Raw genomic sequence first — 16,678 nt, forward strand, 5'->3', positions numbered from 1 at the left:
TCCTCCTCTCATGAGGATAGTATTACCATATTTTATAAATTTATTCATATTCCTTGTTTTTGTATCAGTTTTATTACTACAATTTCCGATCTACTTCCAATCCTTATAGGCGGTCCCCATGTTCCAAAACCCGATGTCACTATTAAGTTATATTCCCCTTTTGCATAATGACCATAATCATTTACAAACAACCTTTTTGTAAACAAGTTTATCGGAAAGAACTGTCCCTTATGTGTATGTCCTGAAACTTGAAGATCAACACCATAATGAATAGCCTCATCAATTTCTTTAGGCTGATGATCAAGCAAAATGATATATCTATTTTTGTCAACGGCTTTAAAAAACTCATCAATGCTTTTCCTTTTCCCACCAAATCTATTAAATACAGCATCTTCCCTTCCTATAATAGTTAAAAAATCCCCTATATCGACAACTTCATCCCTTAAAACCTTTATATTTCCTTTTTCAAGGCTTTTCTTAATCTCATCCGTGTTTTCCCTAAAATACTCATGATTTCCTAAACAAGCAAATATTCCATACTTTACTTTTAATTTCTTAAAAAGTTTATCCATTTCTAATCTATCAAAAATCTCATGATTTTCATCTATGATATCCCCTGCAAGCAAAACTATGTCTGGATTAATTTCGTTTACTTTGTTTATAAATATCTTCAGTCGTCTTTCATTTATTATGTTGCCTAAATGGAAGTCTGATGCTAAAACTATCTTTAACTCTTCCTTTGGAAGTTTTTTATCCGTTCTTATTTCATACTCTGATATTACAATATCCTTAGCATTCATATTGCCATAAATAAAAATTAATATTAAGACACAAGTTGAAACTAAAAGCCTTAAAATCATAAATTTAGGATTTATCCAAAATTCATTTAATCCAAATATCTTTGCTACAATTCCTATAATATCGTAAAATAATAATATAATTAGCGAATATACCAATATAGCCAGCCAATAATTTGATATAAGCTCAAAAATATAGAAAAACTTACCCCTAAACTTATTATCAAATATTCTTACCACAAATGTTGAAGAAGCTAAAATAACAAAAATCCCCAATATAAAATTCCATTTGATATGCTTAAATAACTTAAGGCCTTGTATGCCCTCAACCCTATATAAAAATTAATCAATCCATAAATCCCTAAAAATAAAATAATAAAAATATAATTTATCACCTTCATACTATCCCCCTTAGAATTTAATCAGCAATAGTTTCATAAAATATACTAAAAAGACATGGAGGATGCCATGAAAATACTTGTTGATGCCGATGCATGTCCCGTTAAAGATATAATAATCGATACAGCTAAAGAATACAATGTTGAAGTTATTATGTTTTCAGATACCAGCCATATTCTCAATTATGATAATTGTAAGATAATCATCGTAGACAAAGGCAGAGATTCTGTAGATTTTGCCTTAATAAATGAAGTATCTCCAAAGGACATAGTCATAACCCAGGATTATGGCGTAGCTGCAATGGCCCTTTCTAAAGAAGCCTATGCTTTAAATTACAACGGCCTAATTTTTAATAAGCATAACATAGACTCCCTTTTAATGCAAAGATATATAGCTTCAAAGGTTCGTAATGCAGGTGGAAAGATGGGGGCATAAAAAAAGAAACAAACAAAACGATCTACATTTCAAAAAAGCCTTGAACTTTTAATCAAACAAATTAAAGGGCCCTAAAGGCCCTATTTTAAATTTGAAACTTCGATTGAATTTTTCATATTTATTTCCTTTGAAACCCCTAAAATATATTTTAAATCCTCACTATTAATCTTTTCATTGTATTTATCCAATCTATCCAATGTAATTGTTTTCACATGAAGTCTTCCCTTTTCATAAAACTTTAGTCTATATACAGGTATTAAATCCAAATCCTTAATATAAGTTCTTTTGTCTTCTTTTTCTAAAGTAAGATTAACAATAAGACCTATATCAGTATATTTGTCCTTTTGATTGGATATAAAATTTCCTAATGAATAATTAAATATTACCCATCTTCCATCTTTAGTTTTATATGCTTCACTTTCCCTTACAACATGTGGGTGATTACCTACTATATAATCAGCCCCTAAATCTGCTATTTTTCTAAAGAGTTCCCTTTCTTTAACAGTAGCATTTCTTATATATTCTGTCCCATAATGTAAATAAACGATGCAAAAATCACAATTACTTTTTATATTTTTTATATCCTTCTCTATTGTTTTTAAATCCAAAATATTAACATATCCAAGCCCACTAGACCTTCCGTTTATAAATTGAGTATAGGCTAAAAAACCAATCTTTATTCCATTGATGTCAAGGATCAGGGCTCTATCTTTTTGATTACCTGCTCCAATACTTTTTATTCCCTTTAAGCTATAATTTTTCAATGTCCCTTTTAATCCGTCAAGACCTGTATCAAGGCTATGATTATTAGCTAAAACTACAGCATCAAAACCAGCCCATTTTAATGCATCTATAGCCTCAATAGGAGAATTAAAATTAGGATATCCAGATGGAGGCAATTTAGTATTTACATTACCTTCAAAATTAAAAACTGCATAGTCAGCTTTACTAATAATGTCCTTAATTTCGCTAAAGGAGGGTTTAAAATCATATCCCTTATTCGTCCTTGCACTGTTTATCTGTGGCTTATGGAAAATAACATCTCCAACCATAACTATTTTTGCTGATTTTTTAGGTTTTTCTACTACTATTTTTTCTTGCTGCTCCTTTAATTTATCTACACCATTACAGGATAGAAATAAAAGCAATGTAGCTCCCGCTAAAAAAAACTTAAAATTCTTTTCATAACTCTCTCCTTTTTAAAAAGGAGCTGATTATCAGCTCCTTTATTCTCCCCATCCTTCTGGGAACTCTGCATTATGCCATACATTTTGAACATCATCATTTTCTTCTAATCTGTCTAAAAGTTTTTCAAACTTTTCTGCAGCCTCACCATCTAATGCTACATAAGTGCTTGGTATCATCGATACTTCAGCTGAAGCAAGTTTTATTCCATTGTTTTCTAGAGCTTCCCTTACCTTTGAAAAATCCTCAGGAGAAGTTGTAATTTCATAAGCATCCTCTTCAGAGGAAAAATCTTCAGCACCAGCATCAAGGGCCATCATCATAAGAGAATCTTCATCAATTCCCTCTTCCTTTTCAACTATTATAAGTCCCTTTTTCTCAAACAAGAAGGAAACGCAGCCTGTTGCCCCTAAGTTACCACCAAATTTTTCAAATATATGTCTTACATCACCTGCAGTTCTATTTCTGTTATCTGTTAAAGCTTGAACGATAACAGCAACACCATTTGGGCCATATCCTTCATAAATGATTTCTTCATATGTTACATCTTTTAGCTCTCCTGTTGCCCTTTTAATAGCCCTTTGGATGTTTTCCATAGGCATATTGTTAGCCTTTGCCTTAGCGATAACATCCCTTAATCTTGAATTTGCCTCAGGATTTGGTCCACCTTCCTTAACCGCAACCTGAATTTCTTTACCTATTTTTGTAAAAATTTTTCCTCTAAGAGCGTCTTGCTTACCTTTTCTATGTTTAATATTCGCCCATTTTGAATGTCCTGCCATATTTATTCCCCTTCTAAGTTAAATTACTATTATTCTTTTACATCACTTGCTACTTGGGACAAATATTTTAGGCATTTCCCTTTTATGCTGGCTCTTTCTATTTAATTCATCGACAATATTTCTAACCCTTTCTGTAGCTTTACCTGTCAATATATATTCATCAAGTTCTTTATAAGTTATACCCATTTCCTTTTCGTCTGTTTGGTTTTCCCAAAGTCCTGCACTTGGAGCCTTGTTTATAATCTCTTCAGGAACATTAAAGTATCTTGCAAGGTCCCAAACCTCATGCTTAACAAAGGATGCAAGCGGAAGGATATCAACTCCGCTGTCACCATATTTAGTAAAATAACCAACAGTAAGCTCACTTTTATTGCCTGTTCCTGCAACAAGGTAATTTAAAAGTGCAGCATGATAGTAGAGCGTAGTCATCCTTAGCCTTGGTTTTATATTGGCAAGGGCAAGTCGGTTTTCATTTCCTGTTGAACCTACAGCCCTTAAAAGCGAATCATAAACTTCATCTAAAACTACTTTTTTATATCTTATGTTTAATCTATCAGCAAGCAACAGAGCGTCCTTTTCATCCTGAGGATTGCTATAGCAAGGCATAATAATCCCTAAGGTATCATCAGGAAAAGCTTTTTGCAGCAGCAGCTACAACGGCAGAATCAACCCCACCGCTAAGCCCAAGGACAATTCCCTTTGCATTTGCTTCTTTAACCCTATCCTTTAACCATTCAACCAGCTCATTGGCAACCCTTTCTACATCAAACATCCTAATACCTCCCTGAAGCTTTCTTTTAAGATATTAGCATATTAATGAATAACTTTCAATATTGTAAGGTATAAAAACATCAATAATTAAAAAACTAAACTATAGGTGATATAAATGAGGGATAAGATAAAAATTTATATAATAGGCCTTTTAACAGGAATTTGTAATGGGCTTTTTGGTGCTGGCGGTGGAACTTTATTAGTCCCTGCCATGAACCATATCCTAAAAATAGAACAGCACAAAGCCCATGCAACAGCTATTGCAATAATCCTTCCTCTTTCTATAATAAGCTCAGTTTTTTATATTTCAAAATCCCTTGTAGACTGGAATTTAACCCTTAAAGTTGTGATAGCCAACGTAATCGGAGGATATATAGGTGCAAAAATACTTAATAAATTTACAGATGGAACTTTAAAGCTAATCTTTGGAATTTTTATGATAATCGCAGGAATAAGGATGGTGTTCTTTAAGTGATTATTTTTATAATTAGCTTAATTTCTGGAATTATTAGCGGAATGGGAATTGGAGGAGGGACAATTTTAATACCTGCTCTAATTATATTTTTAAATGTAAAGCAGCAAATTGCACAAAGCACTAACCTTCTTATTTTTGTTCCCACATCCATTGTTGCTTTATATACCCATATTAAACAGGGCAACATAGAAAAAACGTATTAAAAACCCTCATCATTTTTGGTATTATTGGTTCAATCATAGGCTCCATTCTTGCCGTTAGTTTAGGCTCAAGCCTTTTAAAGAAAATGTTCGGCATTTTTCTTCTCTTTATGGGAGCCTATGAAATTTATTTAAGCAGAAAAGAAAAGGCTCACCGTCAAAGCTGACGGTAAGCCCTTTAGAACTCCTTCATAACGCAATGTCCGTAAACAACTTCCATTCCAAAACCTTTTGACTTTTCTATTAGTTCTTGGCTTTCTGCGCCTGGTTGGAACCATATGTATTTAATATTTAATTTATTTGCTTCATCCACATAAGTTCCACCTAAGGCTGGATTTATAACCATATCTACAGCCTCAGGAACCTCTGGTAAGTCTAATAGTGATTTATATGATTTTTCACCATCTACGTCTAGTCCCTTTGGATCCACAGCGTATACCCTATACCCCTTATTTTTTAGAAAATTATAGATTTTGTAAGCAAACTTTTCCTTGTTAGATACGCTGCCAACAACAGCCCAAATCTTCTTTTCCTTAAACTCATTAATATTCATGATTCTTGCACCTCCATAATCCTTTCTGCTTCATCTACAAACACTAAATTATTGTCTGTAACTTTAATTATATCATTTCCCCCATTATTTCAATTATATCAGAATGAATTTTTTCAAATTCTTCTTCCAAACACACACCCTGTATCCGTATATTTTCCATGTATTCTACATCTAAAATTTTTATATTTTTACTTTGAAGATAATAATTTATCTTCCCATATTTTTCATAGTCTACAATCATAGAAAACTTTATTCCCATTTTTCTTTTTACCTTGCCTGCAGCATCCACACCTTGTTTGCAGGATGCACTATACGCCCTTACAAGTCCTCCTGCACCTAATAGAATTCCTCCAAAATACCTTGTTACAACAACTGCAACATCATTAACATTTTCCCTCTTTAAAACCTCTAAAACTGGTGGTCCAGCAGTTCCTTGGGGCTCACCATCGTCAGAATACCTCATAGATATGCCATTATTAGTTATATAGGCATATACATTATGAGTTGCATCCTTATATTTTTCTTTTATCGAATTTATAAAATCCATGGCCTCTTCTTCGTTTTTTATCCTCTTTATGTTACAAATAAATAAAGACTTCTTTTCCTCAAAGGAAACCTCAACTTGTCTTAAAACTGTCCAATCTTCCTTAAACATCCTCTCACCTCAGAACAAATTTTTGGTAAATGATAAATTATAATGTTGACTAATATAGTTGTATTTTTTAAAAATATATGTTAAGATAAATTAAGCTTAAATTTTATTTAAGGAGGTTTGACCCTATGATTACAAAAGATATGGGTATAATTGAAATAGTTCAAAAATATCCTCAAACAGCTCAAGTTTTTGCTAAATACGGAATGGGCTGTTTAGGTTGCATAGCAGCTAGATACGAAACTCTAGAACAAGGCGCTATGGCACATGGTATCAATCTAGATGCTATGTTAAAGGATCTAAACGAAGCTATAAAAGGCTAATAAATTGCCAGGGGTTACCCTGGCATTTTTATTTCATCAAAAATCTCTTTCAAAATATTTATTCCATTTGTTATATCATCATAATCAGTTTGAGCAAAACTTAGTCTAAAATTGTTACTACTTCTTGAATCGAAATAGAAGGCCCTACCAGGAGCAATCGCAATTCCCCTTTTCTTTGCGTTATAAGCTATTATCGTTGCATCCAATTCAGATTCAACCCAAAAATGAATTCCACCCTTAGGATCTTTAAATCTTATATCCTTTATCTCGCTTAATTTTTCCTTCATTAAGCAATATCTTTTATAATAAATATCCTTAAGATTGTTTAAATGTCTTGTCCACAAACCTTCCCTAAGATATAAATCAAAGGCCCTTTGAATTAAACTTGACGTTGAAATGTCCGTATTTTGTTTTGCAAAAACTAAATTTCTAGATATATTAAAAGGAGATACTATCACTGCAAGTCTAAGTCCTGGCATGAAAATTTTTGAAAAACTTTTAATAAAAATAACTCTATCACAAAAATCAAGAGTCTTTAAAGGTTCATTAGGCTTTTTAGAAAAGTTGATTTCAGTTAAAAAATCATCCTCCAAAATATATGTATTATATTTTAATGCCAAGTTTATAAGTTCCAATTTCTTTTCAACAGTATAGGTTATAGACGTAGGGTTTTGATAATTAGGCATTACGTATATAAGTTTAACTTTTTGCTTTTTTAATACATCCTCAAGTTCATCAAGATCCAATCCATCCTCTTTAAGCGGGATTTCGATAATATTTGCTCCCCTATTTTTAAATATCGCTGCTGCACCTGTATAGGTAGGACTTTCAACTACAATAGCATCATTAAAATTAACCAGCACCTTTGCCACAAGGTCTATTCCCTGCTGGGCACCTGAAACGATGCTAATATTATCTATTTCGCATTCAATTCCGCATTCCTCCAAATATTTCCAAATGGACTCCCTTAGCGGGAAATATCCTTGAGGCTCAACATAATTAAAGGCACTAGCTCCATCCCTATCTAAAATTCTATTTATGACAAATTTAAAATCCTCAACAGGAAAAAGACTGCTTTGCGGTGTTAATGTAGAAAAATTAATTGCTCCGTTGATTTCTTCCCTTTTGGTATTTGTTGCTAAAGGATTTTCTGAAAAAACTTGTATTCTTTCATCATTTTGTTTAGATACAAAAGTCCCACTTCCCACCTTTGTATAGATATATCCCTTTTGTTCTAGAAGTTTATATGCATTAACAACTGTAACGGTATTCACGCTAAGTTTTTTAGAAAGTTCCCTTATTGTAGGAAGCTTTTCATCAGGTTTTATGGCACCTTCCTCAATTAAATTTTTTAAAATCTCATAAAGCTGAATATATTTCGGCTCACTAGAAAACTCATCAAGCTTTATATTTTCATAAAATTTCATAAGACCACCTATTTTCTCATAAAGAAAACTGAAGTAGTTCCTTCGCCAACATGGCTTCCTATTGTTGGACCAATCTCCGATATAACAAATTCTTTAACTTTAAATGTCCTTTCTATTTCTTCCTTAAGTTGCAAACAAAAGTCTAAATTTCTTGAATAATTTAAACCTATTACTTGTTTTTCTATTTCATAACCTCTCTCCTGCATCGTTTCGATCATCTTCTTTATAATTGCCTTTTCTCCCCTTACTTTATCATAGGGAACTATATATCCATTATCAAACTGTAGAATAGGCTTTATATTGAGCAAATTGCCAATAAGAGCCTTAGAACTTGATATTCTTCCTCCTCTTTTTAACATCTCAAGATTTCCAACTGCAAATATATACTCCATCCTATCCCTCATGAAAGTTACTCTATCTATTATTTCTTCCCTTGTTTTTCCTTCCTTGAGCATTAAGGCAGCCTCCCTAACCATAAGGCCATACCCAACAGAAGCACCCTTTGAATCAATAACATCTACATTCTCTTCCCCAAGTTCCTCTCTTGCAACAAGGGCAGATTGATATGTTCCTGAAAGGCCTGAAGAAAAACTAATATATATTATATGATAACCCTCATCTATAAACTTTTTAAATTCTTCTATAAATCTTGCTGGTGTTATCTGAGTAGTCTTTGGAAGTCCCTTAAAGGTTTTTAGCTTTTCATAAAACTCCTCCGTTGTCATAGTTACTCTATCGTAATAAGCCTCATCATCAAAATAAACTATCATAGGGATAATATAAACTCCAAGTTCTTCTGCATAGCTCCTTTCAAGGTCGCAACCGCTATCGGCAATTATTTTTATTTTTTCATAATCCACCTCCAAATTAATAAACATAATAAACAAGCTCCTCAATGAGCTCCTCTTCTCCATATGTTGTAAAACTTCTCAAGGACTGATTGATTAATCCCTTTTGTGATAAATAATCTAAAAGATAATTCAAGTCTCCATTTAACTGTTTAAATTCAGGAGAATTTTTAATATCATGAATTGATAAAAACTGCTTTTTTTCCTTTAAAAATTCAATTATGGGCATGGCAAGAGTAGAAATATTTTGATCAAGATATTTTTCAATAAAATCAAGAACGGTATATATCTTTTCCTTTAAAGTTTTTTGTGTATTTAATATATTAAAAAGCTTATCTACTTCCTCATCCATACTAACAGCAAAGGATAAAATATCCTTATCGGTTATATATCCCTTTACATTTAACTGTAGCCTAGCAAAATTTGTAATAAGATCTACTATCCATTGAAAGGAAGTTTCATATTTTCCTGTATAGTAGTATTTTCTTGAATAATGTAAACAGTTAAATATATTACATAATATCTCAAGATTTCTAATATTTCTATCCCTATCATAGTAAAACCTTATTGAATTAAATAGATCCTTAATCTCATCATCTAAGCAATAAACTAATTTCCCTGTAAAAAGGCTTTATGGAAGGTTCCTCCCTTTAATAGGTTGGTATAAGACTTAATAAAAATTTCCTTTGATATATAGTTAACCTGAATAGGGACATCATTGATTTTGCTGTATAAATTCATTAATTTATTTTGTTCCTTGGTTATTACAAAGAAATCTATATCCGATTCCTCCCAAATATCGCCAGATACAATGCTCCCATAAACAATTATAGCAATAACATTGGAATTATTTTTTAACTTACCAAATGCCTTATCGTATGCCTCCTGATAGGATTTTATTAAATTAGTCACATTACCCTCCCCCATAAAATTTTAAAATAAAAAAATAATGTTTAATTTATTATATAATTATTATCAAATCATTGTAAAGTATTATTATTTTTGAATATTATAAATACCCTCTACATCCCTATAACCACAACTTGGACATAAAATTATATGCTTACAAATATAGCTTGGATCGCCATCGTTAAGATCTGTAATCTCATACGGCAGGTCTGCAGAATAACTGTCATAATAATTCTCAATCCTATCTAAAATCTCCATCCTATTTCCACATAAAGGACATTTCTTATTATAATCAACCAATCCATTGCAAACTGGACAAATCAACATCTTAAACACCCCTTTTCACATTTCTATCAATAATTTTCCCTTACAACATAAAAAATACACCCCCTAAATTGGGGGTGTATATTACATCTTTTCAAATTCCGATTTTGGAAGTCCACAAAGTGGGCATACCCAATCTTCAGGAATATCCTCAAACCTTGTTCCTGGAGCTACTCCGTTATCCGGATCACCATTTGCTGGATCATAAACATAGCCACATGCTGGGCATAAATATTTGTCCATAAAAATACCTCCTTATTAATAGTTCTTTTCCATATTATAACCCATTTATTTATATTTTCCAACATTATTATTTATTTTTTTCTCAAACTATTTATAGGTGATAATATGAAAATCTTAACCCAAATTTTTATTTTTGTTACAATATTTTTTATGTTACATAATTTTTGATTAAAACTCAGCTAAAAGCCTTAAATAATATAACTTTTAAAAAAACAAATAGAAAAATATGCATTGTTCTTGTAGATGGGCTGCGCTTAGATTCCATTAAGTATATGCCATTTTTATTAAATATGATAGACTACAAAAATGGAATCCTTTATAATTCAAAAGCTTTTCCTCCAACTTTATCAAGACCAGGTTACGAAAGAATTTTTACAGGCTCGCCAACTAATATAAACGGAATAACAAGAAACTTTCATCCTGTCCCTTCTTTAATTCCTGACATTTTTCTTCTTGCTAAAAGGTCGGGTTATAAAACAGCCCTATCAGGTTACTACTGGTTTATTGAGCTCTTTCCTTATTCATTTAATTACAGATATACCTATTTTAACAATGATTCAAAGGTTTTTAGCAATGCAATAAATATTATAGATAAATATAACCCTGACATATTATTAGTTCATCCAATGGAGGTTGATAAAGCAGGACATAGGCACGTGCCTTATCACCAGAATACGAAAAATCTTGCGAAAATGTCGATAATAATATTGAATTTCTATGGAAACATATTAAAGATAAAAATTATACATTAATTGTAACATCAGACCATGGCCATAAGGATGAAGGGGGCCATGGTGATGGCAATGTTCGGTGTATCGAAATTCCACTTATAATCATTGATAATGACATCGAGAAACTAAACTTAGTCCCAAAGGATTGGGTATCTCAGCTTGATGTTGCCCCAACAATCTGTGACCTTTTAAATATTCCTAAAAATTCTTTTATGACAGGAACATCCCTTATACAGGGCAACGACAATTTATCAGTCAATTTAGTTATGGATAATAGAATTATAAAGCTAAACAAGAGATTTCCATTAATTTTTGCCTCTTTTACAGCTTTTATTAGCATTATGATAACAAAATTATTTTATTACTTAAGGAATTTATTATAATCTTTCAATAACCTTAATAAAGGATTGGTTAGCATTTAAGATGGTTTCATTCTCCTTTATATCAAGAAGCTTATAATCCTTTAGAACCACTTTACCGTTAATTATCACTTGTCTTTATTTCAGAACCGTTAGCAGCATAAACAATATTTGAATATATATCCGTTGGAGGGTTAAGGTGAGGTTTATTAAAATCGATTAATATTATATCTGCCAAAAACCCTCCTTAATTTTTCCAAGTTTATCCTCCATACCTATAGCCTTTGCTGCATTTACGTTGCAAGCTTTAAAGTATCATAGGCGCTTAATGCTGTAGCATCATTGAAGCTGAGTTTTTGAAGAAGGGATGCAGATTTCATTTCATCTATCATATTGAGATTATTATTGCTGGATGCTCCATCAGTCCCTAAAGCTACATTAATTCCATTTTCCATCATCTTTACAATAGGTGCTACACCGCTTGCAAGCTTCATATTGCTTTGGGGGTTATATACCACAGTAAAATCATAATTCTTAACCATAATAATATCATCATCATTTAAGTAAACACAGTGGGCTGCAATAACTTTGTTTTCATCATAAAGTCCGGCATCTTTACAAACCTCAAATGGAGTTTTATTATACTTTTCCCTTATTATGTTTACCTCATCCTTGGTTTCAGCAATGTGAATATGAATAGGTAATTTGTAGTTTCTTGCTATTTCCCCAACCTTTTTAAAGTTTCAAAGGAACATGTGTATGGTGAATGGGGAGCAATAAATATCTTGATTAAATCATCCTCTTTAAATTCATCATATAAACTTAGCGTCTCATCGATCTGCCTTTCCCACATATCCCCAATTATTGGGCTTCCTAAAAATCCCCTGATGTTTGCCCTTCTGCAGGCCTTTGCAATTGTATCCTCTCTAAAATACATATCTACAAATGATGTAGTTCCGCTTTTTATCATTTCTATAATTCCTAAGAGGGCACCGTTATATATATCTTCCTCAGTTAACCTAGCTTCAAAGGGCCAGATTTTTTCATTTAACCATCTCATTAGGGGCAGCCCCTCTCCATAGCCCCTAAGGAGGGTCATAGGAATATGAGTATGGCAATTTATAAAACCTGGTAGTGCTACACAGCCCTTTCCATCTATAACCTCAAAATTATCCCTTTCTCCTTCATAAACTCCTTCTTTAACCTTTACTATCTTGTTATCTTCAATATAAATATATCCTTTAGGGATAATATAATCTCCTTCCATTGTAATTACTTTTATATTCTCTATTAATAATCTTTTCATCATAACCCTCCTTTTTGGCTTTTATATAATTATATTCGTTATATTCAGAATTTTCAATTAAAATAAAACAAAAAATTTAGGGGTGGTTATTTACCACCCCACTGGCTGCCGAGGTAGGACTCGAACCCACGATTGCCTGATCCAGAGTCAGGTGCCTTACCAACTTGGCTACTCGGCATCATCACTTATTATTATAGCAACTTTTTTTAAAATTTCAATATCAATTATATCATTAATTTAATATTTTTATTCATATAAATTAATAAAAATCCCTATGGTGATATAATGAAAAATGAAGTTCCATATCAAGTTCCAAATCCTACTGATGTTGAAAGGCATGCTATTTTAAGATTTTTCCTAAAATCAGATAATCGTGAGGAGGATTTTCATGAAATAATAAAGCTTCTTTCACCTCCACCAAACATTGAAAAAATCGCATCCAAAGAGCAAGGGAAAAAATTTAAAGTAGCCATTATAGGCGCAGGCCTTTCAGGACTTTGTGCTGCCTATGAACTTAATAAAATAGGATGCGACATTACTATTTTTGAAGCCTCAAACAGAATAGGAGGAAGAGTTAAAACCCACTTTTTGACAAGTCCAAAAATCAATATGGCGAGCTTGGTCCTATGCGCATTCCACCCTCCCACGAAACAACATGGCACTATATTAATGAATTTAAACTCAGAACCATCCCCTTTATAAGTAAAAGCACATCCTCTTTATTTTTGTTAGAAATTCATATGCAATTAATAATCCAGTTAGCATAATGGAAAATATATATCCACAATTTGATCTTCCTGATAGGGAGAAAAAAGAACTCCAGATGAACTAATCGGAAAACTATATAAAAATATTTCTTTAGCCTTTCAAAGGAAGAAAGAAAGGAACTTTTGCAAATTAAGAGGGATTATTCTAAAAAATAAAAGAAATTCAAAGCATTTCCTTAAGACAAGGATATGAAAATGTTGGCCTTTCCCAAAATGCTATTTCTTTAATTAGCAATATATCTGCCCTAGAGGGGATCTTATTAATATAAGCCTCATTGAAATTTTAGCAGAATACTATACATTAGACTTTTTATATACCTACACTATTAAAGGAGGAATAATAAATCTTCCCCTTGCCTTTTATAATCAACTTATAAATTCTAAAGGTCCTGGAAAAGTTAATTTTAGACTTCATAGCCTTGTTAATTCTATAATCCAGTCCCCTTACGATGGTAGAAAAATAATTTTGGAAATATTAGACCTTAACGACAACAGCTATTTTTATAACGATTTTGATTTTGTGATTTGTGCTATTCCCTTTTCAAGCCTAAGAAGAATAAAAGTCAACCCACCATTTACCGTTAGAAAAATGCAGGCAATAAATGAACTTAATTATGAAATAGGCCAAAAACCTTCCTCTATCTAAAGGAAAGATTTTGGGAGAGGGATAAAAACAACCCCTTAAGTGGAACAACATTAACAGATCTTATTACAATATTAACAGTTTATCCCTCAGATCATTTAGTTCCTATTAAAGGTGAATTATTTAAGTATAAACTAAAAGAAAATACATCATATAAAGAGCCCGGAACACTACTTGCCTCCTACAACTGGAATCAAAATGCCGTAAGACTTGGAAAAGAATACGAAAACTTAAGGATTACAGAAATAATAAGATCTATAGAAAAAATACACAAACTTCCAGAAGGATATATGGATAATAATTTGATAGATTATACCTACATCCTTTGGTCAGAGGTTCCCTTTATATGGGGAGGAGTTTGCTTTATGCTTCCAAATCAAAAAGAACTATTCCTTTATGATTCTACAACCCCAGAAATGAATGGAAGGGTTCATTTTGCAGGTGAGCATGTTTCAACTAAGCACGGATGGATGCAGGGTGCCCTTCAATCAGGGATGCTAGTTGCCAACAATATAGCTAAACTTATAAGGAATAACTATAAATCAGGCTGTTGAAAAAGTTATTTTTTGATAAGCCCCGTGAAGGATTTCCCTGGCATTCGCTCATTTCGCTAATCAATTCTAATTGCTAGAGCTTATGAGAGATGCCTTTTCTAATCCTTCCGGGGCTCTTGCAAAGTATAAACATCAAAGAACGTTTGTCTACAATCTGAAATAGGCACAGAAAATTCTGTGCCTATTCTACTTCAAATTCCCTTACCCTACCATAAACATCTTTAGTGGTATTTATACATACAAGTATCCCCTCTTCTGTATATTCTTCCTTTTCAATGCAGTTATTTTGATGCAGATAAGAAACAACTTTAGTATCAGAATATGGAATCAATAGTTTTGCCCTTATCATATCCTTGTAAACATTATCTTGAATAATCTTTAAAAGAACATCTAAATTGGTTCCTTCAACAGCCGATATTTCAACAACATCCTTAAATTTACCCCTTAAAATCTCTAAACTCTCACAATCAGCAATATCCATCTTATTTAAAACAAGAATTTTTCTTTTATCTCCCGCTCCTATTTCCTCTAAAACTGAATTTACGACCTTTATTTGAGCTTCAGCATTTTTATTTGAAGCATCAACTACATGTAAGATAAGATCGCTATAAATTATCTCCTCAAGGGTGGATTTAAAGGCCTCAACAAGTTCATGGGGAAGCTTCCTTATAAACCCAACTGTATCTGAAATTAAAACGTCTTTACCGTTAGGAAGATTAACAAGCCTTGTTGTAGTATCAAGGGTTGCAAAGAGCATGTTTGCTTCAAAAACCTTTTCCTTATCAACCCCTGCAATTTCACAAAGCTTATTTCTTAAAGTAGATTTTCCTGCATTAGTATAACCTACTATTGAAACTACAGGAATTTCATTAGAAAGCCTCTTTTCCCTTTGAACCTGCCTTGTATTTCTTACAGCCTCCAACTCCTTTTCCAAATCATTGATCCTTCTCATTATATGCCTTTTGTCGATTTCCAGCTTCTTTTCTCCAGGTCCCCTTGTTCCAATTCCTCCACCTGTTCTCGAGAGCATGGCTCCAAAGCCTGTTAATCTTGGCAATCTATATTTTAGCTGTGCAAGTTCAACCTGAAGCTTTCCTTCCTTCGACTTTGCCCTTTGGGCAAAAATATCAAGGATTAAGGCTGTTCTATCTATAACTTTACATCCTAAAATTTCTTCAAGATTTCTTATCTGTGCAGGGCTTAATTGATCGTCAAAAATCACCGCATCAGCCATTAGGCTTTGTCTTAAAAGGCTAATCTCCCTTGCCTTACCACTTCCTATATATGTGGCAGGATCAATTTTACTTTTTTCTGATATAATTTAAAAACCACCTCTGCTCCTGCGGTTTCAGCAAGTTCTTTAAGCTCCTCTAATGACTCTTCAACGGTATATAAATCATCGTTTCCTGCTGCAACCAATATAACCTTTTCCTTAGCTTTTTCCTCCAGGATAAATACTCTTTCCTCTAATTTTTCCTCAACTTCCCTAATAAGTTTTAATGCATCAATCGACTCAATAATCCCTGCTTCATAGGGACCTAATATATCAGCTCTTTTAGAGAGCATTCCATCAATAACACTTATAAGGCCTATCGAAAAATCTATAGGTTTTCCTTCATTAACTCCAACGGCTACCATCATATCAAATCGTAAACTAACCAGTGCCGTTATATCTACAACTGAAAGTTCCCCCTGCCCTGATGGATGGGTATGGATACATCTTATCCCAGATAGGCCTCCTTCTTTTCGTTTTTCAAATATTTCTTCAAGATTTACAGTTTCACTATCACCAATTGCTATATCTACTATTTTACCCCGTCTATTTATATATATAGAAATTTCTCTTTTTAATTCCCAAGAAATCCTTGATAAAACATTTAGGATATCCTTAGAAATTATTAAATTTTTATCTAAATCAATTTCAAACAAAGCCTCTAATTCATTTATATAAGATTTTTTTACTCCTTCTAAATTACCTCTTATCATATCATCACC

18 protein-coding genes, 1 tRNA gene and 5 pseudogenes are annotated in these 16,678 nt (G+C 32.5%); 9 read left to right on the forward strand and 15 right to left on the reverse strand.

All coding sequences use genetic code 11. The features are described from left to right. Nucleotides 1-44 precede the first annotated feature (44 nt). Entirely contained in the window at nt 45-1,073 is a 1,029-nt protein-coding gene (locus tag PWK10_RS08950) for a metallophosphoesterase (RefSeq protein ID WP_274765814.1), read from the reverse strand. 192 nt (nt 1,074-1,265) lie between these two features. Between PWK10_RS08950 and PWK10_RS08955 the strand changes: the two genes are divergently transcribed. Further along, entirely contained in the window at nt 1,266-1,631 is a 366-nt protein-coding gene (locus PWK10_RS08955; RefSeq protein ID WP_342455485.1) for a YaiI/YqxD family protein, read from the forward strand. 80 nt (nt 1,632-1,711) lie between these two features. Here PWK10_RS08955 and PWK10_RS08960 read toward each other — a convergent pair whose 3' ends face one another. The 3 genes and pseudogenes from PWK10_RS08960 to nadE form a co-directional block, all read right to left on the reverse strand. Then, the gene (locus PWK10_RS08960) at nt 1,712-2,779 is read right to left on the reverse strand and encodes a CapA family protein (RefSeq protein ID WP_274765815.1); all 1,068 of its coding nucleotides are present in this window, start codon (nt 2,777-2,779) and stop codon (nt 1,712-1,714) included. Between the two features lie 78 nt (nt 2,780-2,857). After that, a complete protein-coding gene (locus tag PWK10_RS08965; RefSeq protein ID WP_274765816.1) occupies nt 2,858-3,598 on the reverse strand; it encodes a YebC/PmpR family DNA-binding transcriptional regulator in 741 nt (246 codons plus the stop codon). A 42-nt stretch (nt 3,599-3,640) separates the two neighbouring features. After that, nucleotides 3,641-4,370 (reverse strand): annotated as a pseudogene (nadE, locus tag PWK10_RS08970) (NAD(+) synthase). A gap of 114 nt (nt 4,371-4,484) precedes the next feature. On the opposite strand from nadE, the gene PWK10_RS08975 reads away from it, so the two are divergent. Together PWK10_RS08975 and PWK10_RS08980 are read left to right on the forward strand one after the other, a co-directional pair. Then, nucleotides 4,485-4,844, forward strand: a complete 360-nt coding sequence (locus tag PWK10_RS08975; protein WP_274765817.1) for a sulfite exporter TauE/SafE family protein — start codon at nt 4,485-4,487, stop codon at nt 4,842-4,844. A 41-nt stretch (nt 4,845-4,885) separates the two neighbouring features. Next, a pseudogene (locus PWK10_RS08980) lies at nt 4,886-5,211 on the forward strand (TSUP family transporter). An 11-nt stretch (nt 5,212-5,222) separates the two neighbouring features. Here PWK10_RS08980 and PWK10_RS08985 read toward each other — a convergent pair. Next, nucleotides 5,223-5,597: a CoA-binding protein gene (locus PWK10_RS08985; protein ID WP_274765818.1), complete on the reverse strand. Its 375-nt coding sequence runs from the start codon at nt 5,595-5,597 to the stop codon at nt 5,223-5,225. Between the two features lie 67 nt (nt 5,598-5,664). After that, complete coding sequence (locus tag PWK10_RS08990; protein WP_274765819.1) at nt 5,665-6,252, reverse strand: YigZ family protein; 588 nt, start codon at nt 6,250-6,252, stop codon at nt 5,665-5,667. Nucleotides 6,253-6,377: 125 nt separating this feature from the next. Here PWK10_RS08990 and PWK10_RS08995 point away from each other — a divergent pair, with 125 nt between their 5' ends. Further along, nucleotides 6,378-6,572, forward strand: coding sequence for a DUF1858 domain-containing protein (locus tag PWK10_RS08995; RefSeq protein ID WP_008909468.1), 195 nt, complete (start codon nt 6,378-6,380; stop codon nt 6,570-6,572). 14 nt (nt 6,573-6,586) lie between these two features. Here PWK10_RS08995 and pdxR read toward each other — a convergent pair whose 3' ends face one another. The 6 genes from pdxR to rd all read right to left on the reverse strand — a co-directional run bounded on the left by pdxR (nt 6,587) and on the right by rd (nt 10,323). Continuing rightward, the gene (gene pdxR, locus PWK10_RS09000; RefSeq protein ID WP_274765820.1) at nt 6,587-7,999 is read right to left on the reverse strand and encodes a MocR-like pyridoxine biosynthesis transcription factor PdxR; all 1,413 of its coding nucleotides are present in this window, start codon (nt 7,997-7,999) and stop codon (nt 6,587-6,589) included. Nucleotides 8,000-8,007: 8 nt separating this feature from the next. Next, a complete protein-coding gene (locus tag PWK10_RS09005) occupies nt 8,008-8,877 on the reverse strand; it encodes a DegV family protein (RefSeq protein ID WP_274765821.1) in 870 nt (289 codons plus the stop codon). Continuing rightward, nucleotides 8,867-9,199, reverse strand: a complete 333-nt coding sequence (locus tag PWK10_RS09010) for a hypothetical protein (RefSeq protein ID WP_274765823.1) — start codon at nt 9,197-9,199, stop codon at nt 8,867-8,869. The genes PWK10_RS09005 and PWK10_RS09010 overlap by 11 nt, the downstream gene beginning before the upstream one ends. 257 nt (nt 9,200-9,456) lie before the next feature. Continuing rightward, the gene (locus tag PWK10_RS09015; RefSeq protein WP_274765824.1) at nt 9,457-9,759 is read right to left on the reverse strand and encodes a nucleotidyltransferase domain-containing protein; all 303 of its coding nucleotides are present in this window, start codon (nt 9,757-9,759) and stop codon (nt 9,457-9,459) included. An 84-nt stretch (nt 9,760-9,843) separates the two neighbouring features. Continuing rightward, the gene (locus PWK10_RS09020; protein ID WP_008909472.1) at nt 9,844-10,083 is read right to left on the reverse strand and encodes a hypothetical protein; all 240 of its coding nucleotides are present in this window, start codon (nt 10,081-10,083) and stop codon (nt 9,844-9,846) included. 81 nt (nt 10,084-10,164) lie between these two features. Continuing rightward, entirely contained in the window at nt 10,165-10,323 is a 159-nt protein-coding gene (gene rd, locus PWK10_RS09025; RefSeq protein WP_008909473.1) for a rubredoxin, read from the reverse strand. A gap of 272 nt (nt 10,324-10,595) precedes the next feature. Here rd and PWK10_RS09030 point away from each other — a divergent pair, with 272 nt between their 5' ends. Then, entirely contained in the window at nt 10,596-11,075 is a 480-nt protein-coding gene (locus tag PWK10_RS09030; protein WP_274765825.1) for a hypothetical protein, read from the forward strand. After that, complete coding sequence (locus PWK10_RS19765; RefSeq protein WP_446715363.1) at nt 11,030-11,437, forward strand: hypothetical protein; 408 nt, start codon at nt 11,030-11,032, stop codon at nt 11,435-11,437. Before PWK10_RS09030 ends, PWK10_RS19765 begins: the two co-directional genes overlap by 46 nt. A 269-nt stretch (nt 11,438-11,706) precedes the next feature. Here PWK10_RS19765 and PWK10_RS19770 read toward each other — a convergent pair. Both PWK10_RS19770 and PWK10_RS09045 read right to left on the reverse strand, forming a co-directional pair. Next, a pseudogene (locus tag PWK10_RS19770) lies at nt 11,707-12,722 on the reverse strand (amidohydrolase). A gap of 99 nt (nt 12,723-12,821) precedes the next feature. Beyond that, a tRNA-Gln gene (locus PWK10_RS09045) sits at nt 12,822-12,897 on the reverse strand. 107 nt (nt 12,898-13,004) lie between these two features. On the opposite strand from PWK10_RS09045, the gene PWK10_RS09050 reads away from it, so the two are divergent. From PWK10_RS09050 to PWK10_RS09060, 3 genes and pseudogenes are all read left to right on the forward strand, one after another. Next, a complete protein-coding gene (locus PWK10_RS09050; protein WP_274765827.1) occupies nt 13,005-13,421 on the forward strand; it encodes an FAD-dependent oxidoreductase in 417 nt (138 codons plus the stop codon). Between the two features lie 390 nt (nt 13,422-13,811). Then, nucleotides 13,812-14,132 carry an FAD-dependent oxidoreductase gene (locus PWK10_RS09055; protein ID WP_274768205.1) on the forward strand — a complete coding sequence of 107 codons (321 nt, stop codon included), beginning with the start codon at nt 13,812-13,814 and terminating at the stop codon, nt 14,130-14,132. Between the two features lie 41 nt (nt 14,133-14,173). Next, nucleotides 14,174-14,683 (forward strand): annotated as a pseudogene (locus PWK10_RS09060) (FAD-dependent oxidoreductase); the annotation flags it as partial. A 181-nt stretch (nt 14,684-14,864) separates the two neighbouring features. On the opposite strand, the pseudogene hflX reads toward PWK10_RS09060, so the two are convergent. Further along, nucleotides 14,865-16,669, reverse strand: a pseudogene (gene hflX, locus PWK10_RS19775) (GTPase HflX). Nucleotides 16,670-16,678: the final 9 nt, after the last annotated feature.

This window comes from Caloramator sp. Dgby_cultured_2, from assembly GCF_028872215.1.
Taxonomy (GTDB): domain Bacteria; phylum Bacillota; class Clostridia; order Clostridiales; family Caloramatoraceae; genus Caloramator; species Caloramator australicus.